This is a genomic window from Actinomadura sp. DC4 (assembly GCF_030406325.1).
Lineage (GTDB): Bacteria > Actinomycetota > Actinomycetes > Streptosporangiales > Streptosporangiaceae > Actinoallomurus.
Genome location: NZ_JAUEQY010000029.1, coordinates 26,785 through 51,641, shown reverse-complemented (window position 1 = coordinate 51,641; position 24,857 = coordinate 26,785). Strand labels below are relative to the sequence as shown.

24 protein-coding genes are annotated in these 24,857 nt (G+C 66.9%); 15 read left to right on the top strand and 9 right to left on the bottom strand.

Annotated features, from left to right (window positions below):
• Nucleotides 1-87 precede the first annotated feature (87 nt).
• Nucleotides 88-1,326, top strand: a complete 1,239-nt coding sequence (locus tag QWU11_RS36495; protein WP_290119082.1) for a GAF domain-containing sensor histidine kinase — start codon at nucleotides 88-90, stop codon at nucleotides 1,324-1,326.
• A gap of 672 nt (nucleotides 1,327-1,998) precedes the next feature.
• Here QWU11_RS36495 and QWU11_RS36490 read toward each other — a convergent pair.
• Entirely contained in the window at nucleotides 1,999-2,775 is a 777-nt protein-coding gene (locus QWU11_RS36490; protein ID WP_290119081.1) for a DUF2267 domain-containing protein, read from the bottom strand.
• A gap of 357 nt (nucleotides 2,776-3,132) precedes the next feature.
• Nucleotides 3,133-3,288 (bottom strand): hypothetical protein, encoded by a 156-nt coding sequence (locus QWU11_RS36485; RefSeq protein WP_290119080.1) that lies wholly within the window; start codon nucleotides 3,286-3,288, stop codon nucleotides 3,133-3,135.
• A gap of 171 nt (nucleotides 3,289-3,459) precedes the next feature.
• Between QWU11_RS36485 and QWU11_RS36480 the strand changes: the two genes are divergently transcribed.
• Together QWU11_RS36480 and QWU11_RS36475 are read left to right on the top strand one after the other, a co-directional pair.
• Nucleotides 3,460-3,798, top strand: a complete 339-nt coding sequence (locus QWU11_RS36480) for a hypothetical protein (RefSeq protein ID WP_290119079.1) — start codon at nucleotides 3,460-3,462, stop codon at nucleotides 3,796-3,798.
• Between the two features lie 120 nt (nucleotides 3,799-3,918).
• Nucleotides 3,919-4,767, top strand: coding sequence for an LLM class F420-dependent oxidoreductase (locus QWU11_RS36475; protein ID WP_290119078.1), 849 nt, complete (start codon nucleotides 3,919-3,921; stop codon nucleotides 4,765-4,767).
• Nucleotides 4,768-4,792: 25 nt separating this feature from the next.
• Here the strand turns inward: QWU11_RS36475 and QWU11_RS36470 are convergent, their stop codons facing one another.
• Nucleotides 4,793-5,281 (bottom strand): general stress protein, encoded by a 489-nt coding sequence (locus QWU11_RS36470; protein WP_290119077.1) that lies wholly within the window; start codon nucleotides 5,279-5,281, stop codon nucleotides 4,793-4,795.
• A gap of 506 nt (nucleotides 5,282-5,787) precedes the next feature.
• On the opposite strand from QWU11_RS36470, the gene QWU11_RS36465 reads away from it, so the two are divergent.
• The 9 genes from QWU11_RS36465 (at nucleotide 5,788) to clpB (ending at nucleotide 16,711) form a co-directional block, all read left to right on the top strand.
• On the top strand, nucleotides 5,788-7,170 hold the full coding sequence (locus QWU11_RS36465; protein ID WP_290119076.1) for an NAD-dependent succinate-semialdehyde dehydrogenase: 1,383 nt from the start codon (nucleotides 5,788-5,790) through the stop codon (nucleotides 7,168-7,170).
• 242 nt (nucleotides 7,171-7,412) lie between these two features.
• A complete protein-coding gene (locus tag QWU11_RS36460; RefSeq protein ID WP_290119075.1) occupies nucleotides 7,413-7,799 on the top strand; it encodes a thioredoxin domain-containing protein in 387 nt (128 codons plus the stop codon).
• The gene (locus QWU11_RS36455; RefSeq protein WP_290119074.1) at nucleotides 7,783-9,381 is read left to right on the top strand and encodes a cyclic nucleotide-binding domain-containing thioredoxin-disulfide reductase; all 1,599 of its coding nucleotides are present in this window, start codon (nucleotides 7,783-7,785) and stop codon (nucleotides 9,379-9,381) included. The genes QWU11_RS36460 and QWU11_RS36455 overlap by 17 nt, the downstream gene beginning before the upstream one ends.
• A 69-nt stretch (nucleotides 9,382-9,450) precedes the next feature.
• Nucleotides 9,451-9,900 (top strand): DUF1931 family protein, encoded by a 450-nt coding sequence (locus QWU11_RS36450; RefSeq protein WP_290119073.1) that lies wholly within the window; start codon nucleotides 9,451-9,453, stop codon nucleotides 9,898-9,900.
• Nucleotides 9,901-10,036: 136 nt separating this feature from the next.
• Nucleotides 10,037-10,486 carry an Hsp20/alpha crystallin family protein gene (locus QWU11_RS36445; protein ID WP_290119072.1) on the top strand — a complete coding sequence of 150 codons (450 nt, stop codon included), beginning with the start codon at nucleotides 10,037-10,039 and terminating at the stop codon, nucleotides 10,484-10,486.
• A gap of 60 nt (nucleotides 10,487-10,546) precedes the next feature.
• Entirely contained in the window at nucleotides 10,547-12,436 is a 1,890-nt protein-coding gene (dnaK, locus tag QWU11_RS36440) for a molecular chaperone DnaK (protein ID WP_290119071.1), read from the top strand.
• Entirely contained in the window at nucleotides 12,429-13,040 is a 612-nt protein-coding gene (locus QWU11_RS36435; RefSeq protein WP_290119070.1) for a nucleotide exchange factor GrpE, read from the top strand. Before dnaK ends, QWU11_RS36435 begins: the two co-directional genes overlap by 8 nt.
• Nucleotides 13,024-13,944, top strand: a complete 921-nt coding sequence (locus tag QWU11_RS36430) for a DnaJ C-terminal domain-containing protein (protein WP_290119069.1) — start codon at nucleotides 13,024-13,026, stop codon at nucleotides 13,942-13,944. Before QWU11_RS36435 ends, QWU11_RS36430 begins: the two co-directional genes overlap by 17 nt.
• Nucleotides 13,945-14,098: 154 nt before the next feature.
• Entirely contained in the window at nucleotides 14,099-16,711 is a 2,613-nt protein-coding gene (clpB, locus tag QWU11_RS36425; protein WP_290119068.1) for an ATP-dependent chaperone ClpB, read from the top strand.
• An 89-nt stretch (nucleotides 16,712-16,800) separates the two neighbouring features.
• On the opposite strand, the gene QWU11_RS36420 is transcribed toward clpB, so the two are convergent.
• Nucleotides 16,801-17,949 (bottom strand): glutathione-independent formaldehyde dehydrogenase, encoded by a 1,149-nt coding sequence (locus QWU11_RS36420; protein WP_290119067.1) that lies wholly within the window; start codon nucleotides 17,947-17,949, stop codon nucleotides 16,801-16,803.
• Nucleotides 17,950-18,644: 695 nt separating this feature from the next.
• Here QWU11_RS36420 and QWU11_RS36415 point away from each other — a divergent pair.
• On the top strand, nucleotides 18,645-19,019 hold the full coding sequence (locus tag QWU11_RS36415; protein WP_290119066.1) for a hypothetical protein: 375 nt from the start codon (nucleotides 18,645-18,647) through the stop codon (nucleotides 19,017-19,019).
• A 47-nt stretch (nucleotides 19,020-19,066) separates the two neighbouring features.
• The gene (locus QWU11_RS36410) at nucleotides 19,067-19,882 is read left to right on the top strand and encodes an MBL fold metallo-hydrolase (RefSeq protein WP_290119065.1); all 816 of its coding nucleotides are present in this window, start codon (nucleotides 19,067-19,069) and stop codon (nucleotides 19,880-19,882) included.
• 178 nt (nucleotides 19,883-20,060) lie between these two features.
• Here QWU11_RS36410 and QWU11_RS36405 read toward each other — a convergent pair whose 3' ends face one another.
• The 3 genes from QWU11_RS36405 to QWU11_RS36395 form a co-directional block, all read right to left on the bottom strand.
• The gene (locus tag QWU11_RS36405; RefSeq protein ID WP_290119064.1) at nucleotides 20,061-20,513 is read right to left on the bottom strand and encodes an integrase core domain-containing protein; all 453 of its coding nucleotides are present in this window, start codon (nucleotides 20,511-20,513) and stop codon (nucleotides 20,061-20,063) included.
• A 45-nt stretch (nucleotides 20,514-20,558) separates the two neighbouring features.
• Entirely contained in the window at nucleotides 20,559-20,900 is a 342-nt protein-coding gene (locus QWU11_RS36400) for a hypothetical protein (RefSeq protein WP_290119063.1), read from the bottom strand.
• A gap of 279 nt (nucleotides 20,901-21,179) precedes the next feature.
• Entirely contained in the window at nucleotides 21,180-21,467 is a 288-nt protein-coding gene (locus tag QWU11_RS36395; RefSeq protein WP_290119062.1) for a hypothetical protein, read from the bottom strand.
• A 1,202-nt stretch (nucleotides 21,468-22,669) separates the two neighbouring features.
• On the opposite strand from QWU11_RS36395, the gene QWU11_RS36390 reads away from it, so the two are divergent.
• The gene (locus QWU11_RS36390; RefSeq protein WP_290119061.1) at nucleotides 22,670-23,287 is read left to right on the top strand and encodes a hypothetical protein; all 618 of its coding nucleotides are present in this window, start codon (nucleotides 22,670-22,672) and stop codon (nucleotides 23,285-23,287) included.
• On the opposite strand, the gene QWU11_RS47515 is transcribed toward QWU11_RS36390, so the two are convergent.
• Both QWU11_RS47515 and QWU11_RS36385 read right to left on the bottom strand, forming a co-directional pair.
• Complete coding sequence (locus tag QWU11_RS47515) at nucleotides 23,206-23,811, bottom strand: group II intron maturase-specific domain-containing protein (RefSeq protein WP_354670930.1); 606 nt, start codon at nucleotides 23,809-23,811, stop codon at nucleotides 23,206-23,208. The two genes, QWU11_RS36390 and QWU11_RS47515, sit on opposite strands and share 82 nt — an antisense overlap.
• 593 nt (nucleotides 23,812-24,404) lie before the next feature.
• Nucleotides 24,405-24,674: a hypothetical protein gene (locus QWU11_RS36385; RefSeq protein WP_290119060.1), complete on the bottom strand. Its 270-nt coding sequence runs from the start codon at nucleotides 24,672-24,674 to the stop codon at nucleotides 24,405-24,407.
• Between the last annotated feature and the right edge of the window lie 183 nt (nucleotides 24,675-24,857).

Genomic DNA, 24,857 nt, shown 5'->3' with positions numbered 1-24,857 from the left:
ATGAGAGTCCGGCGCCCCCGCGCACAGGCCACTGACAACAGATTCGCGCGAGCCGTCCGCGCCATCAGGGAGTCCCTCCGCTGGCGCGTGAGGAGCGCGGAGCCGGAACCTGAATCCGACGAACCCGAGGACCCGCCGGAGGAGGTCGGCCAAGGCGCCTTCGAGTCTCTGCTGGCGGCTCTGGAACTCTGCCAGGTCCAGGTCATGAATCTCGCGGACGAGCAGGCGGCGCAGCGCCGGATGGCGATGCTGGCCGCCCAGGCGGTATCGCCGGAGAAGATCTTCCGCGCGGTGTCCCGCGAGATCGGGGAGCTTCTCGGGGCCGACTACGTGGTCATCAACCGCTACGAGCCGGATGACAGCACCACATCGGTCGGCCACTGGAGCCGGCCGGGCAGCCTCGACGTCATGCCGCCGCTGACCGGACACTGGCCGATCCAGAACGGCTCCGTGACCGAGATCGTGGCACGGACCGGTAAGCCGGGGCGGGTCGCCGACTACACCAACGCCGAGACCGAGATGGGCGAATGGGCGCGCGAGCGCGGCATCAGGTCCGTTGTCGCCTGCCCCGTCATCGTCGAGGGACGGGTTTGGGGGATGATCTCCTCTCTCAGCACCGAAGCGCAGCCCGAGGACACGGAGGCACGCATCCTCCAGCTCGGTGTGTTCGCCGGCGCCGCCATCGACAACGCCGAGATCGGTGCCCAGCTGCACGCCTCCCGCGCCCGCGTCATCGCGGCCTCCGACGCGACCCGCCGCCGCATCGAACGCAATCTTCACGACGGCGTGCAGCAGCGGCTCATCTCCCTCGGCCTCCAGCTGCGCACGGCGGAGACGTGCCTCGAACCCGGGCAGGACGTGCTCAGGAATCAGCTGGCCCGGACCGCTCAGGGTCTGACGGACGTGCTGGAGGACCTGCGCGAGATCTCGCGCGGGCTCCATCCGGCGTCGCTCTCGCGCGGTGGGCTGCGGCCCGCCCTCACGTCACTGGTGCGCCGGTTCGCGATACCGGTCGAGCTCAACGTGAGCATCGACGGGCGCCTGCCTGAGGTCATCGAGGTGGCGGTCTACTACATCGTGTCCGAAGCACTGACCAACGTGCTCAGGCACGCGCACGCGAACAGGGCCCGCGTCGACCTGTCCATAGACAGAGGAGCGGTACGTGTCTCGGTCAACGACGACGGAATCGGCGGCGCCGAGCTCGGCCACGGAACAGGGCTCATCGGCCTGATCGACCGGACCGAGGCCCTCGGCGGCACGTTCCAGCTCGAGAGCCCTCTGCGCGAGGGCACGTCGCTGCTGCTCAAGATCCCGCTGCGCGACTGAGGCTCGCGTCCGTCCGCCACTCTGGTGCGGGCGCCGCCGGCGATCGGACAGGGCTGCCGTTCACCGGCCGAGGGGGCGGTAGCGGAGGTGTACGACGCCGTTTCGGAATCGGCGCTCATCGAGAAGCTCAAGGTCGGCGCGCATGCTCTCGATGATCAGCTGCGACAGCCTGGACATTCATCAGCGTGGCGTCCAGCTTGGTGAACGCTGGTCGGGATCGGTGACGGCTCGGTAGACGAGATCCCGCGGTGCGTCGAACACACGCGAGATGACGAGCTGCGGAGTTTCCGTTTTCATTCGAGCTCCCAGGGGTCGTCGGCCATCCGGTCCCGCGGCCGGCACCCTGGGCTGGGCTATGCGGGCCGTGGGCCGCCGGCTCGACCGTGAGGACCCTGACGTGGCCGGGAGTGCGCGCCGGCCGGTGTCGCCGCGCCGGGACGTGCGTTGGGCGGCGTCCGTTGCCGGTTCCGTCACCGGCGAGAAGCCGCGCGCGGGCCGTTCGGGTCACCTCGCGGAGGAGAAGGCTCTTGCCGATGCCGGGCTCGCCTTCGACGAGCAGGACTCCGGAGCGCTCTGCCAGCAGATCGAGGGCGGCGTTCCATTCGGCCGCACGACCGCGCATCGTCGCCGCCCCGTGAGCCTCCCTGGTCCAGTACGGCGGAAGGGTGGACATCATGGCTCCGGCAGCAGCGCATGGTAGTCCGGCGGCAGCTGAACGGTGACGTCGAAGTACTCTTCGTCCCGTACCGCCTCGCGCAACGTGGCGAAGACCGCGCGGGCGTACTCGCGTGCCCTGAACGGGTCGACGCCCGCCAGCTCGGCGATGCGGTCCACGAACCGATCCAGCGGCATCCGTCGCGCCGCGCCGCCGCTCGTGGCTCGGCCGCGTCTGAGCGGACCGTGCAGCGCGAGGGGAAGACGCGGGATCAGGTCGTCCACCTCGCCACCGGCGATGCGTTCGGCGAGCGCCTCCAGTACGGCCTCGGTGGCGCGGCGCGCCCCGTCGGCGTCGAGGCCGGCGCGTTCGGCGACCTTGGCCAGGAATTCCTCGGCCGACATGACGTCGAAGAACCTCCCCTGAGCCTCGGCGACCAGCGGCGCGAAGCCCTGAGGCAGCTCCTCGGCCATGTCGGCGATCTCGTCGCGGCTCACCGCCCGTCCGAGCGCGAAGAACACGGCGTGCGCGTGCCGGTCGGCGGTCTCGACGTCAACACCCTCGCGCTCGGCGACGCGGCGCAGGAACTCATCGAGGTCGAACCCTTCGGCGGCGCGTTGGGTGTGGAGCCAGGGCGCCGTTTCCGCGGGGAGCTGTGCGAGGAGTTTGCGAGCCTGCCCGGGAGACAGGCGCTCGGCCAGCGTCATCAGGGTCGCCCGCGCGGCACGTTCGGCCACGTCGCCGTCGATACCGCCTTCGCGCTGCGTGACCTGGATGAACTCACGGTAGTCCACGGCCGCTCCTCCTCGATCAGAGGCCGGTCTCGGCGGCGTGCGGCCAACGCGACCACGCGCCCGAGCGTGTTTTCGAACAATCGGTCAGGGACGGCGCGCGGATCTCGATGGCCGAGCGACCCGCATCGGCGAGACCGGCCGATACGGCTATGACTCCCCGTAGCCACCGCCCCGCATCGCGTGGTGGTCGCCTTCGGAGGCGGCCCCCGGTCCCCGCCGTCCCCGGTGCGGCCTGACGCTACGCGAGCCGCACGACCGTTTTCACTGCGATGGCTGCGGCCGGTGGAAGCGTCAACCCGCGGCCGTACCGTCCCCGCCCACGGCGGGGACGGTACGGTCGGCTCTCCTCCGCGGCGTCTAGTGGCCCTTGCCCTCACGGATCGCCGCGGCGATACCGTCCAGGGCCGTCGCGACGGCGAGCGTAACCTCGGCCTGTGCGGCCATCAGCTTCTCGCTCCTCATCCTGGGGTCCAGGGTGAGCGCCTCGGAGACGAACAGGCGAGCGGCGCTCACATGATCGGCAACTGTTTCCGTGCCTGGGAATCTATGCGCCGTGGCCAGGCGCGACATCCCTAATCTGGGTAGCGAGCCCGGAGCCGGCACGGTAAAGAAACGGTCCGGCGCGGCGCGGGGGCCGGTGGCGGGAACGATGAGGGGAAAGTCCCGAGGCGGGGGGTGACGGCGATGACGATGCTGGTCGAGACCGCCGTGGAACGCTACAGGTTCGTCTGCGGCCGCTGCGGGCAGACGCGGACGGCGGACTACGACGTGCAGTACGTGAGCGACGACGTCGGCGCGACGTTCGCCTTCTACCGGCTCGACGGCGTTCCGGTTCTGCCCCCACCGGTGACGAGATCATCTGTCCCACCTGCGGCGCCATGGGAGTCAGCGCCATCCCCGAAGGACGCCGCGACAGTCCGCCCCGCGCGCTTGGACAGCGACCAGCCGCGTCGGCGGGTCACGACCAGCCCGGAACAGCGCCGTGCGTCGGCTCCGCACCTGTCGGCGGTCGGCGTACCGTGACGATCCCGGATGAGGTGATGGGGCGCGGAACCGGGCCGGAGTCCGTTCCACGGCGTCCGGCCGTGTTTGCCGAGGAGCCCGAATTGGGATGAATCGCTCTAGAGGACAACCGGGGGGCAGATGGAATTCGGGGTCGCGACGTTCGTGACCGATGAGGGCATCGCACCTGCGCGGCTCGGGGAGGCGCTGGAGGAACGCGGTTTCGCGTCGCTGTTCGTCGCCGAGCACACCCACATTCCCGTCGAACGGGAGTCGCGATGGCCCGAGGAGGACGAGCTCCCGCGGAAGTACTACCGGACATTCGACCCGTTCGTGACCCTCACGGCGGCGGCCGTGGTGACCGAGCGGCTCCGGCTCGGCACCGGCATCCTCCTGCTGGTTGAACGGGATCCCATCACCTCGGCCAAGGAGATCGCGAGCCTCGACCGCGTCTCCGCCGGCCGGGCCGTCGTCGGGATCGGGGCCGGCTGGGATCGGGAGGAGATGCAGAACCACGGCACCGACCCGAAGACCCGGATGGCGCTGTTGCGCGAGCGTGTGCAGGCGATGAAGGAGATCTGGACCAAGGACCAGCCCGAGTACCACGGGACGTTCGTGAACTTCGACCCGATCTTCTGCTGGCCCAAGCCCGTACAGCGCCCGCATCCGCCGATCGTCGTGGGCGGCAACGGGCCGAAGGCGCTTGACCGCACGCTGGAGTACGGGGACGGCTGGATGCCGACGTACAGGCTGGGTCCCGAAGAGATCGCCCGCAGGATCGCCGAGCTGGAGCGACGCGCCGTGGAGACCGGCCGAGGGCGGATCCCCGTGTCGGTCTATGCCGTACCGGGTGAGCATGAGGTCGTCGCCCGGCTCGCCGACGCCGGCGTCGATCGAGTGCTCTTCGATCTGCCCACGCTGCAGGCCGAGGAGACGTGCCGGATGCTGGACGAGCTCGCGGAGGTCGCCCGCTCGTTCACCACGACGTGATGGGTTCTGGCGTGATGAAGGCCGGTCAGAGCGGGTGGTCCCGCCGCTCGGCCGGGGCGACCGGCCTAAGTGCCAGGATCCGCCGCGCCCCGTCGGCGAACTGGGCATCGACCAGAACGTCGTAACGGTCGGCGACGACCGCAGGAACCGCGGCGAACGACTGTCGCTGCCACACTCGCGCGACCGCCGCCCAGATCAGACCTAGCACGATGCCGAGCCCGACCGCGTAGGGCACCGATGCCGGGTTCCACGGACTGACGATCAGGAACACCAGTCCGACCAGGAGGCCGATCCATCCGCCGGTGACCGCTCCGCTCACGAGTGCCCGGCCCAGTGTCCAGCGGCCGAGGACGACTTCCTGGAGTTTGAGATTCGTCCCCACGATGGTGACGTGCTCGACCGGGAATCCGCGCTCGGCCAGCACGCCCACCGTGCGCTGGGCAGCCGCGTGGCTGGAGTAGGACCCCAGTACGACTTTGTGCGGCCGCTGCGGTTCGGGCCTGTCGGTAGACATATCTTCACCTCTTCGAATGTCACATCAGCTCGTCGAGCATTCCGTGCAGGTGGGCGGCCACGACCTCGATGTCGATGCATTTGCGCTGTGCGGCCTTCTCCTGTCGAGCGGACGACTGATGCTCGCTCCAGTCGTCCATCTCATCCAGCGTGACGCGCTTTTCTCCAGTCAACGTCTGAACGACGTTCAGCGTCCAGGGTGTGAGCCCGGTCCCCGGAGGCCGTCATAACGCGCCCTCCCCTGGGTTCTCGCGGCGCAAACGAACAGATCGCCGTCACCCTCCTAGCGCGTGACACACGAGTATGTGATGGTCTTACGGTGCGTACGTATCTCCTGGTAGGAGTGCCAGAAAGCGGTAAGGCGGTGCCGCTGTGAGGACGTCTGCGACTCCTGTGGTGGCCGCCTCGAGACGCGGGAGGACGACGCCCCATGGGGCTCGCCTAGCACCGTTTCGGCCGGCGTCAAGGCGGGGAGTAGGCCACATATAGGCATATTCGGGGGGAATCATGCCTTATCAATCGGTCAATCCTTACAGTGGCGAGGTCGTCGCCACGTTCGCGGAGATCACCGACGCGGAACTCGAGGACGCCCTGTCACGTGCCCGGTCGGCGTACGAGGAGTGGCGTCGGCGGAGCTTCGAGGAGCGGGCGGCCGTCACCAGGCGCGCGGCCCGGATCCTGCGTGAGCGGCGGGACGAGTTCGCCCGTCTGGTGACCCTGGAGATGGGAAAGCTGATCGGCGAAAGCGTCGAAGAGGTGCTCCTTAGCGCGGACATCTTCGACTACTACGCCGACAACGCCGAGGACTTCCTCAAGCCGGTCCCGATGGACACGCGTGAGGGCGAGGCGTTCGTCGTCAGCAGCCCGCTGGGTGTCCTGTTCGGGGTACAGCCGTGGAACTTCCCGTACTACCAGCTGGCGCGGTTCGCGGTTCCCAACGTGATGGCGGGCAACGTCGTCATGGTCAAGCACGCGTCGGGCGTTCCCCGATCCGCGCTGGCCTTCGAGGATCTCTACCGTGAGGCCGGTGCGCCGGACGGCGTCTACACCAACCTCTTCGTCACCAAGGAGCAGGTCGGGAAGGTGATCGACGATCCGCGCGTGATGGGGGTGGCGCTGACCGGCAGCGAGCAGGCGGGCGCTGTCGTCGCGGCACGCGCCAGCCAGGCGATCAAGAAGACCACTCTCGAACTGGGCGGCAGTGACCCGCTGATCGTCCTGCCCGACGCCGATCTCGGTCCGACGGTCCACTGGGCCGTGTGGGGCCGCCTCAACAACTGCGGGCAGTGCTGCGTGGCCACCAAGCGGCTCCTCATCCACGAGCAGATCGCCGGCAAGTTCCTCGAGGAGTTCACCGCGGCCCTGAGCGGGCTGGTCGCCGGGGACCCGATGGACGAGCGGACCACGCTGCCGCCGATGTCGTCCCGGTCGGCCGCCGACCAGCTCAAGGCGCAGGTGGCCGAGGCGGTCGAGCACGGTGCCCGGGCGACCGAGGCCGGTCCGCCCGTGCCGGGGACCGGAGCGTTCGTCCAGCCGGCCATCCTCACCGACGTGAGCCGTGACAACCCGGTCTACGGTCAGGAGCTGTTCGGCCCGGTGGCGATGTTCTTCAGCGTCCGGGACGATGAGGAGGCGATCACCATCGCCAACGACACCGGCTTCGGGCTCGGCGGCGCGGTCTTCACCTCCGACATCGAGCACGGCAAGGAGATAGCCCACCGCATCGAGAGCGGCATGGTCTTCATCAACCACCCCACCTGGACCGCACCCGAGCTGCCGTTCGGCGGCATCAAGCGGTCCGGCTACGGGCGGGAGCTGTCCCGGCTCGGCATCCAGGAGTTCGTCAACAAGAAGCTGATCGACGTCGTTCCGCTCGGCGCTACGCCGTGAGAATGCCCGGCCACGAGCGCTACCAGGATTGAGGATGCGCCGGGCCGAACGGACGGCGAGTGTCGTTGTAGGAGCCCGTATCGAGCTTGATACACCTGGCCGCGGGCGGCCGTCCCGGTATCGCCTGCGACTCCGTCGCGACGTTGTCCAGTGACAGAACACCGGGGGGCGTGATGGTGCGGGAGACGAGGGTTCACCCGGGGGCCACGATCCGGTGCGCGAACTGCGGAAAGCAGAACCGCGTGCCCGTGGCCGCCGAGGGCGTGCCGCGATGCGGCAACTGCCACCGGCCACTGCCCTGGATCGTCGAGGCCGACGACGACACGTTCGCCGACGTCGCCGAGCACGCGTCGGTCCCCGTGCTGGTGGATCTGTGGGCGCAGTGGTGTGCTCCGTGCCGTCAGGTGACCCCCGGGCTGGAGCAAGTCGCGCGCGACCTTGCCGGCCGGTTGAAGCTGGTCAAGGTCAACATCGACCTCGCCCCGAAGACGCAGGCGCGCTTCGACGTACAGGCGGTGCCGACGCTGCTGCTGATGCGCGGCGGGAAGATGATCGACCGACAGGCCGGGGCGGCGCCCGCCGCCGCGCTGCGCGCGTGGGTGGAGAAGACCCTTGCAAGAGACACCTGACCTGCACGGCGCGTACCCACGCCTCGACGCCGACGAGATCGTCCGGCTCGCCGAATACGGCACCCGCCGCCCGACGCGGTCCGACGAGACCCTCGTGAGCGAGGGCGACCACGACTACGACTTCTACGTCGTCACCGCCGGCACCGTGGCGGTGCTGGAGAGCGGCGAGGTCATCCGACTGCACGGCAGAGGCCGTTTCATCGGCGAACTCGGCCAGCTCACCGGCCAGCCCGCGTTCTTCACCGCCGTGGCGCAGGATCCCGGTGAGGTGGTACAGGTGCCGATCGCTCGCCTGCGTGAGCTGATCGTCGCGGAACCGTGGTTCGGCGACATGGTCCTGCGCGCCTATCTCGTACGCCGGTCGCTGCTGATCGAACTCGGCGCCGGACTGCGGATCGTCGGTTCGCGGTTCTCCACTGACACCCGGCGTCTGCGTGACTTCGCCGCCCGCAACCGCCTGCCGTACCGATGGATCGACCTGGAGGATGACCGGGAGGCCGAGTCGCTGCTGTGCCAGCTGAACATCCCGCCGCACGACACGCCGGTGGTGATCCTTTTCGGCGACCGGATACTGCGCAATCCCAGCAACGCCGAGCTGGCCCGGGTCACCGGACTGCCCGCGCCGGACCAGGCCACCACGGAGGAGGTCTGTGACCTGATCGTGGTCGGCGCCGGGCCGGCCGGGCTCGCGGCCGCGGTCTACGGTGCGTCCGAGGGACTGGACACGGTCCTGTTCGACGCGATCGCGACCGGCGGCCAGGCCGGCACATCGTCTCGCATCGAGAACTACCTGGGCTTTCCGGGTGGCGTCTCCGGTGGTGAGCTCGCCGAGCGAGCGGTCATCCAGTGCAGGAAGTTCGGCGCCCGGCTCGGTATCCCGGTCGAGGCGACCACGCTGGAGAGCACGGACGGCTCGTACGCCGTCCGGCGCGCCGACGGTGCCCGTGCCCGTGCCCGTTCCGTCGTGATCGCGACCGGTGCGCGATACCGCCGGCTGGCCGTACCGGGCCTGGATCGGTTCGAGGGCCAGGGGGTCTACTACGCCGCGACCGAAGTGGAGGCGATGGCCTGCCACAAACGGCCGGTGGCGATCGTCGGCGGCGGTAACTCCGCCGGTCAGGCCGCGCTCTTCCTGTCCGGGCACGCGTCCGTGGTCCGCCTCTTCGTCCGCGGCGGTGATCTCGCCGAGAGCATGTCCCGGTACCTCATCGACCGGATCGAGCGGAACAAGGCGGTGGAGGTGTACCTGCGCACGCAGGTGCGCGAGTTGCTCGGTGACCGATCGCTGGAGGGGATCGTCGTCGAAGACGGCCGTACCGGCGAGCGGCACACCTTCGAGACCAACGACCTGTTCGTGTTCATCGGCGCGGATCCGTGCGTCGCCTGGCTGGCCGGCAACGTCGACCTCGACGAGAAGGGCTACGTCCGTACGGGCCACGGTGACGCGCTCCCGCTGGAGACCAACCTGGCCGGTGTGTTCGCCGTCGGTGACGTGCGCAGCGGCTCGGTCAAACGCGTCGCCTCGGCGGTGGGCGAGGGCTCGATGGCGGTACGGCTGGTGCACGAGCACCTGGCGCGCTGACGCCGCGTCGGGTTGCGGGATGCCGGCCGCGTACGCGGCCGGTGAGGCTCGGTAAGAGGAGGCGGTCCCATGCGACCGAGTGCGGTGGCCCGGTTCCAGCGGCTCTTCCGGGCCGCGGCCGGCATCGACGTCGACAAGAACGACCTCAAGCGCTACGACGACTTCGTCGATCGGAAGATCTACGATCTGCTCCTGATCGGCCAGGCGCACGCCAGGGCGAACGCCCGGGACGTCATCCAGTCCTCCGATCTGCCGGTGAGCAAGGGACTTCAGGAGTCCGTTCACGCTTTCCGCAGGCTCGACGAGGAGATCGAGCTGAAACCCATTCTGGAGGAGCTGGCCAAGCGGCCGCCGCTCGACCTGGCAGTCGCGGAGGAGACCGAGCAGGCGCTGCCGGAGATCGTCGGCGGGCTGACGTTCGCGCTCGCGCGGGCCTTCACGATCATCGAGCCGGAACGGAGAAATCCCCAGACGGACCAGTGGGTCAGGGTGACAACTCTCTTCGATCTCCTGTTGTGATCCGGGGCCGCCGGCGACGGCAAAGATTGGCCAGAACTGACAGATGTGAGGATGCGCCGGGCGCCCGCAGCGACAAGCGTCGTATCGGTAGGGGGGTTTCTCTCCCTGGAAATTCGTGACCTAGGGGGTGTGAAACATGGCGCTTCCCATCGCCCAGCGAAGGGCGCGCAACACCACACTTGCGGGCGCGCCGCGGGAGTTCGAGGACATCTACGACCAGATGGGGCAGCTGATCAACGCGGCCTTCGGAGAGGTCAGCGCCGCCGTCCCGTGGTCACCGATGGCGGACGTGTACGAGACCGACGACGCCTACATCGTCGAGGCCGAGATTCCGGGCGCGCGCAAGGACCAGATGGACATCCAGCTCAACGAACGGGAACTCGTGGTCTCCGGTGAGATCACCGAGCGTGAGGGTGGCCGGCTCCGCCGCAAGGAACGTCGCAGGGGGCGCTTCGAGTACCGCGTCTACCTGCCCGGCGACATCGAGCCGGAGGGCGTACGAGCGGAGCTCTCCGACGGCGTTCTCACGGTGGTCGTGCCCAAGTCGGCGACCGAGAAGAACCGTCACATCGAGATCGCGGACTGATCGGAATCCCGGCGCCCGCGACGGGCGCCGGGATCCGGCAGGTCGCTATGGAGGTGGGTCATGCCGAAGGCTGCGGGGATTGATCTGGGGACGACGAACTCGGTGATCGCGGCGATGGTGGAGGGCCATCCGGCGGTGGTGCCGAACAGCGAGGGGTCACGGACGACGCCGTCGGTGGTGGCGTTCACTCCTGAGGGTGAGCGGCTGGTAGGGCAGTTGGCGCGGCGTCAGGCCATCTTGAATCCGAAGGGGACGATTTATTCGGCGAAGCGGTTCATCGGGCGGCGGTTCGATGAGGTGTCCAGTGAGTTGACCGCGGTGACGTTCGATGTGGTGCCGGACCCGGATGGTGCGGTGCGGTTCTCGGTGAAGGAGAAGCTGTACGCGCCGGAGGAGATCTCGGCGTTGATCTTGCGGAAGCTGGCCGATGACGCGGGCAAGTTCCTGGGTGAACGGGTGACCGAGGCGGTCATCACGGTGCCTGCGTACTTCAACGACGCGCAGCGGCATGCCACGCGGGACGCGGGGCGGATCGCGGGGCTCGAGGTACTGCGGATCATCAACGAACCCACCGCTGCCGCGCTGGCGTACGGGATGGACAAGAAGGGCAACGAGACGGTTCTGGTGTTCGATCTGGGTGGTGGCACCTTCGACGTGTCGATCCTGGATGTCGGGGATGGTGTGGTGGAGGTCCGGGCGACCTCTGGTGACGGGCATCTGGGCGGGGATGACTTCGACCGGCGGATCGTGGACCATCTGGCCGACGAGTTCCAGCGCGACACCGGAATCGACCTGCGCCAGGACCCCCAGGCGTTGCAGCGGTTGTTCGAGGCGGCCGAGAAGGCGAAGGTGGAGCTGTCCTCGGTGACCCAGACCACGATCAACCTGCCGTTCATCACCGCCGACGCTTCGGGGCCCAAGCATCTGAACACAACGTTGATGCGGTCGACGTTCGAGCAGTTGATCTCTGATCTGCTGGAGCGGTGTGAGGGTCCGCTCCGCCAGGCGATGGGGGACGCGAAGATCACCGCCGATGACATCGACGAGGTGATCCTGGTCGGTGGCTCCACCCGGATCCCGGCGGTCCAGGCACTGGTGCGGCGGCTGACCGGTGGCAAGGACCCGAACATGACCGTCAACCCCGACGAGGTCGTCGCGATCGGCGCGGCGATCCAGGCCGGGGTGCTCAAGGGCGAGGTCGAGGACGTCGTCCTGCTCGACGTCACCCCCCTCTCCCTCGGGCTGGAGACGCTCGGCGGGGTGATGACCAAGACCATCGAACGCAACACCACGATCCCGGCACGCCGCAGCGAGACCTTCTCCACCGCCGATGACAACCAGACGGCGGTGGACGTGGTGGTGCTGCAGGGAGAGCGCGAACGCGCGGCGGACAACCGGACACTGGGACGGTTCCGGTTGGAGGACATCCGGCCCGCCCCTCGGGGGGAGCCACAGATCGACGTGACCTTCGACGTGGACGCGAACGGGATCTTGAATGTTTCGGCGAAGGACAAGGACACCGGGGCCGAGCAGGCGATCACGATCAGTGAGAGCACGAACCTGGATCAGAGCGAGATCGAGCGGATGATCCGGGACGCCGAGCAGCACAGCAACGAGGACGCGCGGGTACGGGAGGCGATCGATGCGCGTAACGCGCTGGACTCGGTCGCTTACCAGGTTGAAAAGCGCCTGAACGAGCTCGGTGACCGTGTCGCGGAGCACGAGCGGGCGCGGGCGCAGCTGCTGGTCAACGACGCCCGCCAGGCGATCAAGGAAGAAGCACCGATCGACCGGATCCGGTCCCTGACCGCCGAGCTTCAGCAGATCTACCACGGGCTCACCGCCGCGGCCGCCGGCGCAGGCGGGCCGGGTGGATCCGGTGGTGGACCGGAGCAGTCCCCGCCCGGTGGCGAGGACGTGATCGACGCGGAGTTCACCACCGATGAGTGACATGCGCCCGGGAAAGGGAGCACCCGCGCCGCAGGAGCCGCGTACGCGGCCGGACGACCTGGGCGGCCAGCCTGCCCGGCCGCAGGCCGGAGAGGCCCGCGAAGGACCCTGGCCCGCGCAGGAGGGCGACCGGCCCGGGCCGGCGGAGACCGACGCGGCCACGAGGATTTCGGAGTTGGAGGATCGGTGGCGGCGGGCGTTGGCAGATCTGGACAACTGCCGTAAACGTGCGGCGCGTGCGCTGGAGGAGGAGCGCGGTGCCGCACGTGCGTGGACGTCGGCGCAGTCGCTGCCGGTCCTGGACAACCTCGAACGCGCTCTGGAACACGCTGAGGCCGAACCCAGAGTGGTGATCGAGGGGGTGGTCTCGGTGCTGGAACAGGCGCGCGAGTTGATCGGCCGGCTGGGGTTCCCGCGTCAAGACGATGAGGGCGCGGTGTTCGACCCGTTCCGGCATGAGGCCGTCAGTACGGTGGCCGACGCGGACGCGGCGGAGGGCACGGTCGTGCGGGTGTTGTCGCCGGGCTACGGCGAGGGTGAGCGGCAGCTGCGACCGGCACAGGTAGTCGTGGCCAAGGGACCAGGCGATGGCGCCGGCCCGTGACTTCTACGCCGACCTGGGAGTCTCGCGGACGGCGAGCCAGGAGGAGATCCAGCGCGCCTATCGCAAACTCGCCCGCGAACTCCACCCCGACGTGAACAGAGCACCCGATGCCGAAGAACGCTTCAAGGACGTTTCCGAGGCCTACGCGGTGCTGTCCGATCCCGAGCAGCGTAAACGCTACGACGCGTTCGGCGCGGACTTCCGCCGTGTCCCCGAAGACGTCGATCCCGACTCCTGGGCCCGCGTCGGCGCGGGCACCGGTGAGGGCTTCGGGGGCGTCGACTTCGAAGACCTGTTCGGCGACGTGTTCGCCCGACGCCGGCGCGGTCCCGGGGCGGGCCGGCACGGCGGCGGGTGGGGGCCCATGCCCGGTGCGGACCAAGAGGCCCAGGTCGAACTGTCAGTGGAGGAGGCCTACCACGGCACCCGCCGCAAACTCGCCCTCTCCGGCCGCAGAGGCACCCGCACGGTCGAGGTCGACATCCCGGCCGGCGTCACCGACGGCCAGCGCATCCGCCTGGCCGGCCAGGGCGCCCGCGGCACCGACGGCGGGCAACCCGGAGACCTCTACCTGGTGGTCTCCGTCCGCTCCGGCGACCGCTACCGCGTCGAAGGCCGGAACATCTTCACCCGCCTCCCCGTCACTCCCTGGGAGGCCGCGCTCGGCACCACCCTCGCGCTGGAGACACCCGGCGGCGAGACCAAGGTCAAGGTCCCGCCCGGCACCTCCTCCGGCCGCCGGCTTCGGCTGCGTGGACGCGGCCTGCCCAACCCTCGCGGACAGCCCGGTGATCTGTACGCCGAAGTCCAGATCATGGTCCCGCCCAAGCTGAGCGACCAGGAACGACGGCTGTTCGAACAACTCGCCGCCGCCTCTTCCTACAACCCCAGGGAGCGGCGATGACATGCGCACTCATGCGTCCACCACGCCTCGACCGGCTCCGCTCCACTCTCCCCCTCGACTACGCCTCACTCGGGCTGGTGTGCGACCCGCTCGACCGCATCGCCGCCCTGGAGTCCGCCCTGCGGCATCGTCCGAGACGTCCGGGAGACCGATCATGGACATCAACAAGCTGACCGAGAAATCACAGCAGGCCCTCAACTCCGCGCAGACCGATGCGGTGGAGAGGGGGCACAGTGACGTCGACGCCGAGCACCTGACCATGGCGCTGCTCGACCAGTCGGACGGCCTGGCGCATCGCCTGCTCGAGCGGGCCAATGTCGACCCCAGTCTGCTGCGGACCGAGATGGAGACCCAGCTCGACAGACGACCCCGGGTCGCGGGACCGGGCGCGACGCCCGAGCAGGTGCACGTCACGCGGAGGCTCGGACGGGTGCTGGAAAAAGCATTCGAGGAGGCACAGCGCCTCAAGGACGACTACGTCTCCGTCGAGCACCTGCTGATGGCGTTGATCGACGAAGGTGTCATCACCGGTGTGCCACGGGAGAAGTTCCTCGAGGCCGTCACGGCCGTACGGGGGAACCAGCGGGTGACCTCTTCCAACCCGGAGGCGGCCTATGAGGCACTGGAGAAGTACGGACGGGACCTCGTCGCCGAGGCACGTGAGGGCAAACTCGACCCGGTCATCGGACGCGACACCGAGATCCGCCGCGTCACCCAGATCCTGTCCCGTAAGACGAAGAACAACCCGGTGCTGGTCGGTGATCCCGGCGTCGGCAAGACCGCCATCGTCGAAGGTCTCGCCCAGCGCATCGAACGCGGCGACGTGCCCGAAGGGCTCCGTGGCAGGACCGTCTTCAACCTCGATCTGGGTGCCCTGGTCGCCGGTGCGAAGTACCGCGGGGAGTTCGAGGAACGCATGCAGGCGGTGCTGGCCGAGGTCAAGGCCGCCGCCGGTCAGATCCTGCTGTTCGTCGACGAGTTGCACAACGTCGTCGGCGCCGGCGCCACCGAAGGCTCGATGGACGCCGGCAACATGCTCAAACCCATGCTGGCCCGTGGCGAGCTGCACATGATCGGCGCCACCACCCTGCAGGAGTACCGGCAGTACATCGAGAAGGACGCCGCACTCGAACGCCGCTTCCAGCCCGTCATGGTGGACGAGCCGTCGGTCGAGGACGCCATCTCGATCCTGCGTGGTCTGCGTGAACGCTTTGAGGTCTTCCACGGCGTCAAGATCCAGGACTCCGCCATCGTGGCCGCCGTCGTCCTCAGCCACCGCTACATCTCTGACCGGTTCCTGCCGGACAAGGCCATCGACCTGGTCGATGAGGCATGCGCCAAACTCCGTACCGAAATCGACTCCATGCCCGCCGAGCTCGACGAACTCACCCGCCGGGTGACCCGCCTGGAGATCGAGGCTGCGGCTTTGGAGAAGGAAGAGGATCCGGCGAGCCGGGCACGGCTGGAGGAACTGCACCGGGAGCTGTCCGAGCTACGCTCCCAGGCCGACGCCATGCGGGCGCAGTGGGAGGCCGAACGGCATACGCTTCGGCGGCTCCAAGAGCTGCGACAGGAGATCGAGCAGGTCCGCCGCGACGCCGACCAGGCCGAACGCGAGTACGACCTCAACCGGGCCGCCGAGCTTCGCCACGGCCTGCTGCCCGAGCTGGAACGCCGCCTGAAGGTCGAAGAGGAACGGCTGCTCAGCAAGCAGGGCGAGAACCGGCTGCTGCGTGAGGTCGTCACCGAGGACGAGATCGCCGCGATCGTCTCGCGCTGGACGGGCATCCCCGTCAGCCGCCTCAAGGAAGGCGAGCGGGAGAAGCTGCTGCAACTCGAGCAGATTTTGCATGAGCGGGTCATCGGCCAGGACGAGGCCGTACGGCTCGTCACCGATGCGATCATCCGCGCCCGTTCGGGGATCAAGGACCCGCGCCGGCCGATCGGCTCGTTCGTGTTCCTCGGCCCCACCGGCGTGGGCAAGACAGAGCTGGCCAAGGCACTCGCCGAAGCACTGTTCGACACCGAGGACAACATGGTGCGCCTCGACATGAGCGAGTACCAGGAGCGGCACACGGTCAGCCGCCTCGTCGGCGCGCCGCCGGGCTACATCGGCTATGAGGAGGGTGGACAGCTCACGGAGGCGGTCCGCCGCAAGCCGTACTCCGTGGTGCTGTTCGACGAGATCGAGAAGGCGCACTCCGACGTGTTCAACACGCTGTTGCAGGTACTCGACGACGGCCGCCTCACCGACGCGCAGGGCCGTACGGTCGACTTCCGCAACACGATTCTGATCATGACCTCGAACATCGGCTCGGACCTGCTGCTGGAGGGCGTGACATCCCAGGGCGAGATCGAGCCGGACACCCGGGACGGAGTCCTGCGCGCGTTGCAGACGCATTTCCGGCCCGAGTTCCTCAACCGGGTCGATGACGTCGTGCTGTTCACGCCCCTGACCCAAGCCAAGCTCGAACAGGTCGTGGACCTGATGTTCAATGACCTGCGTGAACGCCTGGCCGAGCGCCGCATGACGCTGGAGGTCAGCCTGGAAGCGCGGGCGTTCATCGCTCGCGAGGGCTTCGATCCGGTGTACGGTGCCCGGCCGCTGCGCCGTTTCATCGCCCGTGAGGTGGAGACACGCATCGGGCGTGCGCTGCTCACCGGCGAGATCCACGACGGCGCGGTCATCCGGGTCGAACTGGAGAACGACCGGCTCGTCGTCCGGCACGAGAACCCGCCGGAGGAGACGGAGACCACCGCGGCATGATCCATTCGGACCGTCGCCTACCGACACGCGACCCCGCGGAGCCGGTTCGGCTCCGCGGGGTCTGGTCATTCAGCGTGCGGCGCTGCGCGTCAGCTGGAGTTCGGGTGGAGGACGACCTTCGTCCAGCCGTCGTCGCGACGGTCGAAGTGCTCATAACCCTCCGGAGCCTGATCCAGCGGCAGCTCATGCGACACGATCCACGACGGCTTGGCCCGGCCTGTCCGGATGAGGCGCATCAGCTCGCGGTTGTAGGCCTTGACGTTGCACTGGCCGTTTCCGATGCTCTGCCCCTTGAACCAGAAGAGACCGTAGTCGAAGGCGACCTCGCCCTCCTTGTACAGCGGGTCGGGGCTCTGCGGGTCCTGCGGTACGAAGACCCCGACAACGCCGATGGATCCCGTGAAGCGTACGGACCTGACCAGGTTGTTCAAGGTCATGTTCGGATGCTCGTGCCCCTGCGGGTCGTGGGCCTGGTAACCGACGCACTCGCAGCCGCGATCGGCTCCGGCGCCGTCGGTCCGGTCGAGGATCTGCTCGACGGGCGAACCCTTCGAGTCGTCGATGGGAATGGCACCGATCTCCTCGGCCAGCCGGAGCCGGTCCGGGTGCCGGTCGACGACGAAGATCTGGCTCGCGCTCTTGAGCGTCGCGGACAGCGCCGCCATCAGGCCGACCGGCCCCGCGCCGTAGATCGCGACCGTCTCTCCCGGCTGCACACAGGCGAGCTGCGTGGCGTGCCAGCCTGTCGGGAAGATGTCGGACAGCATGACGTAGTCGGTCTGCCGTTCCTCCGCCTCCGGCGGCAGGACGAGGCAGTTGAAGTCGGCGTAGGGAACGCGGAGCAGTTCGGCCTGCCCTCCGTTGTAGGGCCCCATGTCCGCGAAGCCGTACGCGGCTCCCGCCACATTCGGATCCGGGTTCGCGAGGAGGCAGAAGGCGGTGAGCCCGCTCTCACAGTTCTCACAGAAGCCACAGCTGACGTTGAAGGGCATACAGACCAGATCACCGACCTTGACTCGATCCACCGCCTCACCGACCTCCACCACCTCACCCAGGTTCTCGTGGCCGAGGACGCGACCGGTCTCCAGGTCGGTACGGCCCTCGTACATGTGCAGGTCCGAGCCACAGATGTTGGTCGTGGTGATCTTCACCAGCGCATCCGTCGGCCGTTCGATCCTCGCGTCCGGCACGTCCTCGACCCCTACCGTCCGCGGGCCCTCGTACACCACACCTTTCATAGCGAAACCTCAATCCCCCTTGATTGCACGAAAAGCGGCCAGAGGTCGCATGTCGCCGTGTCCGCGGAAATCGATGCCCGCCGACACATCTCCTTTTAAGTCTCTCACCCAAGCAGCCGATGTCAACGCAATCGGCAAATCGTTTACAATTTCCCATCGGGACATACTTTTCATTAACTCCCGACCCCACCAGCACTGCGACACCACCGGTAATACTTGTAACGTTTCTCCTTGATCGACGCACCAAAGAATAAGCCACCAAACAATTTGCACCGGCTAACGGTTGTTGTGCGTGAATCGCCACACCGACTTCCCCTGACCCGCTCCCGATCGGCGACATAGCTCGCCGGCCGCCGGCCTCCTGAATCTTCCCTCGCCACGGGGGCCGGAGGCCGCCTCGATGTGAATGATCGTTGTAGTGGCGTTCGTACTTGGCCATGCCGCGCGCAGGCGCCGCGTTCATCTAGATCAGCAGATGGTCGAGGCACTCACAGCGTAACGTTTAACGCTTATGCCCGGTTTCACCCCGGCGTTTACCGACTACGCCGTGCGGGAATTTCAACGAGCACTGGCTCCTCGCCGCAGGCGTTACCTGGCCAGTGGCGGGACTCTCGCAATATCGCGGACCAAAGGGCAATAATTGGACCATAGGTCACAGCCCGACCTTGCATAGACAGCGCAGTGAGGTATCGACGATGGGATGCACGCTTAACGAGGCATTGAAGTTCCTCGGCATAGTCGATTACCTGGATGGCAGCGACGGCCATCAAGAACTGGTCATGCCGAAGCATCGGAAAGAACAACGTGAACTGGCGGAAGCGGTGGGCCGGTTGCCTCACCACTTCGCCGAGCACGTCTCGCCTGCGGTTTTGAGGCAGATCAGCCTGGCCGCTGCAGCCGGGCGATGGGAGCAAGCCACCAGTGACCTGATCCGCGCCCTTCACGCCCGTAGGCGAGTGATCACGAACCAAGAATACGAGAAGCTGCGGCTCGTGCTTCAAGCACTGGAAGTGCCAACAGAACAACTCGATCCGCTTCTCAGTCCGCAGGTTCGGGGTCCAAGCCCCTGACGGAACACCCCTACTGATCAGCGATGACGCCAAGTCGCGGAGGCATGATGCCAGGTCTGACGGACATCGACGGGCTCTACTTCGTCGGTAACGCCACGACGATCATCCGGTACGGCGGATTCACTCTGCTCACCGATCCGAACTTCCTACGCCGTGGTGAACGCGCCTATCTGGGTTACGGGCTGAGCTCCCGGCGTATTCGCGATCCGGGGCTCACCATCGGAGAACTGCCTGCGCTGGACGGCGTCGTACTCTCCCACCTGCATGGTGACCACTGGGATCGAGTGGCCCAAGACAACCTCGACCGCGATCTGCCGATCGTGACCACCACCCACGCCTCCCGGCACCTCATCCGCCAGGGCTTCGAACACGCTCAAGGGCTCACCCGGTGGCAGCACCACGAAATCGTCAAGAACGGACGCATCGTACGCGTCACCGCGTTGCCCGCCCGGCACGCGTTCGGGGTCCTGGGCCGCCTGCTCCCCCCGGTGATCGGAACCATGCTGGAGTTCGGCACCACCGGTGGCGAAACCGACCTGCGCGTCTACATCAGCGGTGACACACTCATGCACGACGAACTCCGGGAGATTCCTCGCCGGTACCCCGACATCGACCTCGGGATCGTGCATCTCGGAGGGACGAAGCTGCTCGGCCTGGCGACCGTCACCATGGACGGACGGCAGGGCGCCGACTGGACCGAACTCATGCACTGCCGGCGCGTCGTACCGGTGCACTACGACGACTACACCGTCTTCGCATCGCCCCTCAGTGCCTATGAGGCGGCGTGCCAACGGCGCGGCGTCGCGGAGCACGTGCGATTCGTCGAGCGCGGCACAGCGATGCCGTTCGATGAGCCCCGATGATCTCTGCTGGGCGCGGAAAGCATGCCGCGTCATCGCGGAAAACCCCAGAACGCCGGCTTGGCGGTGAGTTCAAGCGACCCGCCGACGACCGCCGCGCTCCGAGCGAGTGCGTTCTCGGGAGCCTGTCACACCCGATGAGACGTCAGGCTACGTGCGTGATTTGTGGTGAGGTGTCCGTCTAAAGGGTCGCGGGTGGCTGGTTGGTCCAGACCTTGGTCGGTAGTTGCGGTGGGTGTGGGCGCCGACCGCGGAACCGTTCGGGGTGGGCCAGGAAGGCCGCGTGCAGGGTGGCGGTCCGGTGAGCCTGGATCACCTCGGCGGTGCCGTCGTGCACCGTTGCGGGCGTGTGCATCCCGATCCCCGAATGACGGTGTTCGCGGTTGTAATAGGCGAAGAACTGGGCGCAGAAGAGATTGGCGTCCTCGATCGACCCGAATCTTCCGGGGAATGCCGGGCAGTACTTGAGCGTCTTGAAGTGAGCCTCCGAATAGGGGTTGCCGTTGGATACGTGCGGACGGGAGTGGGACTGGTCGATCCCGAGCAGCGCGAGCAGGCCGGTGACGGTGTTGGAGGTCATCGACGTGCCCCGGTCGGCATGAATGGATCTCGGCGTGACGTCGCCGTTGGTCACGATGGCGCTGATGAATTCCTTGGCGAGAGTGCTGCTCTCGGTGGGTCAGATCTCCCAGTGCATGACCTTGCGGGAGAAGATGTCGATGATGACGTACAGCAGGTAGTAAACGCCCCGCGCCGGCCCTTTCAATTTGGTGATGTCCCAGGACCACACCTGGTTCGGGCCATCAGCCTCCAGTTCGGGTTTGCGCGTCGGCGGGCGTAGGGCCTGGGCGCGGCGTTCGCCGGTCTGGCCGCGCTCGCGCAACAGCCGGTACATGGTGGCCTGGAAGCACAGGTAGACGCCCTCGTCCAGGAGGGCCGCCCACACCTGGCCGGGGGACTTGTCGGCGAACCGAGGTGAGTCCAGCACGGCCATCACCTGCTCGCGCTCATCGGCCGACAACTCGGCCGGGTGATGGAACGGGCGGCGTGGCCCCAGCCGAAGCGGCGAGGGGTTGCGGTGCCGGTGCACCGTCGCCCGCGATCTCCTCAGAATCCGGCAGGCCCGAACCGTTCCGATCGATTCTTCCAGGGCGGGGAAATGCTCCTCCAGGACCCGGTTCAGTTCTCGTCGGAGTCCGCGCTGCTTGAGATGTCCTGAAGCAGCGCGAATACTTTTCCCGCGATGTCCAATGCGGTCTTGGTCTTGTCCAGCTCGCCGGCAAGCTTTTCGTTTCGGGATTCAAGCCTGGCGGCATCGGCCTTGAGCTTTTTTGTTCTCAGCCCGCAGCTGGGCCAGCTCCTGCGACTCGGCGTCCTTTTCCGGCTTACCTGTGTTGGCAGCCAGCGTCCCGTTCCGCGCCTGCTTTCTCCAATGCTCGATGTGGGAGTGGTACAGCTGTTCCTTGCGTAGCAGAGCGCCCCGCTCGGAGCTGCCCTCGGGCAAGGCGTCGAAGACAGCCAGGATCTGTGCCTTGTAGGCCTTGGTGAACGTCCGCCGCTTGGGCCGGCCCGGCTGCTGTTCGATCACCCGACCATCCTGCCCCGTCATCGCGGCCTAGTCGGCGAGGGGCATCGTCACTGTCACCCCCGCGCCCGCCAAACCTGTCGCGACTGAAGTTTAGTCCAGCCAGACGTTCCTTGAACAAGACTTCAGCAATCCGTGACCTGCACCGAGGTTCCGGACAAATTCTCTACCAAGAAGGGGTGTCCGGAAAGGGTGAAGATTCTCGGCTCGGTCGATAGAGGTCTCTCTCCCGAGTATCAAGAACAGGCCGTCACGTTGGTGATCGAGACCGGTTTGAGGGCGTCGGCCAGTGCTGCCGTGGCGCGTACCGGAGTGTGCCACTGAGCGCGTAAAACTGAGGGGGTTGTGTACCGACCCGTCATCTGGGACCTCCCTTGCGGAGGCCTCGGGGACGCTGTTTCTCGCCGGGTTTCACGACTCGACGATGAGCACGTAAACCTGGGTTGTCCACAGATCGCGGAAAATTGTCCAAGCCAGTTTCCAAGATCCGCGGAATTGCTCACTCAGTCGCTGAACCTACACCTCCCGTAGGGTCCGCATCCAGCTGGACAATGGCACCGCCGCTGAACAGGCAGTCCGAGTACGTGGACAACGCCGCTCTCTTGATTAATCCGCGAGACTTGGACAATGGGCTCGGTGCTTGGTCTCACGGTCCTCTGTGAGGTTCAGTCGGGGGTGTGGTTGCTGTTTCTCGTTGTGCTGGGCGGAGACGACGACGATCCTTCCCGCCTGGATGTGCTCGAAGACCTCCGGGAGCCAGAAATCGTCGCGAGGATGACCACGCGCTTGCCGTCGTCTGTTTCGATCTTGTCGTCTGTGGATCGGGTGGACTCTTCATCTTCGTACTTCTCCTGATCATTTTGCTTGTGCGCGGCGCCGGAAGCGCGTGGCTGCTGTTAGATCAGGCTGCCGTTTCTTCGGAGACGACGGTTTTCGTTCCCGCGTGTGGAGCCGGTCACGGTCGGGCGGGCTGACGGTCCGTTTGGCTTGCTCCTATGGCCGTCCGAAGGCACGGCCTGTCACCAGCGGAAACTCATACACCACCTCCGCGGACGCAACCCCAACGAGTACGGCTCTGGGCGACCCGCGCAGCAAGGTGCAAGAGGCGCTGGGGAAGCCGCGCTCAGCCTCGGTAGCCCTATGGGGTCTGTCCAGCTCTGGGATGCTCGGGGCAGAACAAGGTGAAGGCGGAAGGCGGGGAAAGCATGTCGTCGGAGCAGCTGACGCAGGGGGATGGAAGAAAATCGGAGATCACGGTCGGGCAACTGCTGCTCACGGAGTATCAGACGATCAAGGACGAGCAGAAGGCCCGTATCGGCTTCCGCGACAATCTGCTGTACGTGACACTGGCGGCTGTAGCCGCCGTCATCGTCGCTGCCGCGCAGGCTAAGCAGCCAGGGATGCTGCTCGCGCTGCCGCCAGTCTGCGTGGTCCTGGGATGGACCTACCTCGTCAACGACGAGAAGATCTCAGCGATCGGCGACTATGTGCGAACCGAGCTGGGACCGCGTCTCGCGGCGGCGGCCGGAAGCTCCGGCACGGCCGAGGTCGTCTTCAAGTGGGAGACCGCCCACCGCAGCGCCGCGCGGCGCCGCTCGCGCAAACTCATCCAGTGTGCGGTCGATCAGGGGGGCGTTCTGCGCCGTACCGCTGGCAACACTCGTCGCGTACTGGGTGCATGGAGGCGGCGGAGTACTGCTGATGGGTCTGTCCGTGATCGAGGCGCTGGCGATCGCCGGGCTCACCGTCCAGATCCTCCTGTACGCAACGATGCTCGGTACAGGCGAACGATAACGACATCAGGTGTCGGGCACGCGTTCTGAGCGGGGCTGTCAGTGCCCCCGGTAGAGCTCCAAACTCGCCGCGGTGGGCTGACCTGGTGGATCGCAAGATCGTCTATGCAGCTCTCTGGTCGTATAGCCGGGGAACTCTCATCCCCGGCTCCCACAGATCCGTCCGTGAACCTCTCGGTTCGTACGGCTCTTGTCATCCTGATCGCCAGGGGCGATGGGACCCATCTCCAGTGCGCGATCATGCGGGGATACCGTGTGGTGATCTCGTGCAGCTTCCGGTGGGCTTTCTTTGATCCCTTCAGTCGTTTGTACTTCTTACGGATCCAGCCCACCAAGCAGGCGTTGATGCGTCCCAGGAGTGGATACAGCGCTGACCGGTAGAACCGGCCGTAGTACTGCATCCAGCCCGCCACCATCGGACTGACGATCTTGGCGAGCTCCAGGAAGGAGCGGTTAATCCGCTTGTGAAGCCGCCAGCCACGAACTGTATCGCTGATCTTCTTCAGGGTGTACCACTCGAAAATAGGGGTTCGACTCGTGACCTGCAGGTTCATACGCCGCGGCGCTATCACGATCACGGCGGTCATCCCGGTGGAATCGATGGTCGCGCCAGTGGCGTTGTGCGCCTGGAGCGAGGAACAGCGGAGCGGCCCAAGGCTCCTGATGTGGATCCACGACGGCCCGTGCGTAGGTCGAGCCAACCACCCCTGCCTCGTTACAGCCCAGGACGAGGAACGACGAACGAACGAGGCATGTTTGCTCGGTGTTTGCTCGTACGCCGCGGTATAACCCGGTAGCACGCGACACCGCAGTAGAGTGGTTGAGCGGGGATAGAGCAATGGGCACGGACCAATTGGCATGTAGCGGCATCAAGCGTCATCGTCCGGCACGCCCTTCTCCAGATTCAATTAGGTAATTCCTCCATGGCTGTGGACTTTAATCCGCAGCTCCGAATCTCCAGGTGACGACGCCCACGCAAATCGGAGCACATAGAAACTGCAGGTCACGCACCTGTCGAGGTGCGCCCCGACAGTCCCCAAGCAAAACCCCGTCTAGGATCTTTGGGCCGGTGCCGTTACGAAACTTGTCCCGTCATGCGGCCCGGGTGTATTCGGTGTGACCAAGACGGTTGGGCCGTGGGGCTTGATCAGTCCGTCGACGTCAGCCGGTAGACGCCTCGGTCAATTCGCTTGAGATCGCCATAGGTCGTGCTGGCATTGTCCGGCGCGTTGCGGCACATGTCAGCGATGATCATCGTGCGGATCGTCGACTCGGCATACCCAGTACCGGGCCGGCTCATCTCGGTGACGACCTGCGCGGGAGTGAACGTCGTCGTCCCGGACCGGGCAAGCACCGCACGGATCGCGGCAAAGTTGGTGGCGGCGATGTTCGCCTGGCAGGTGAAGGCGGCGCTCATCCCTCGCCCCGAGGGTGACCTATGCAGGCAACACGGCGCCCGAGCCGGCGCAGACCGATCTCGGTCCACGCCAGCTCGGATCATCCGGCCGCGGACACGAGCGGATCCGACACCCGTTCCCTTACACGTGCAGGCCCACCGCCTGGCCACCTACGCGTCCCGTCGCTGAGGAGTGGACCACCG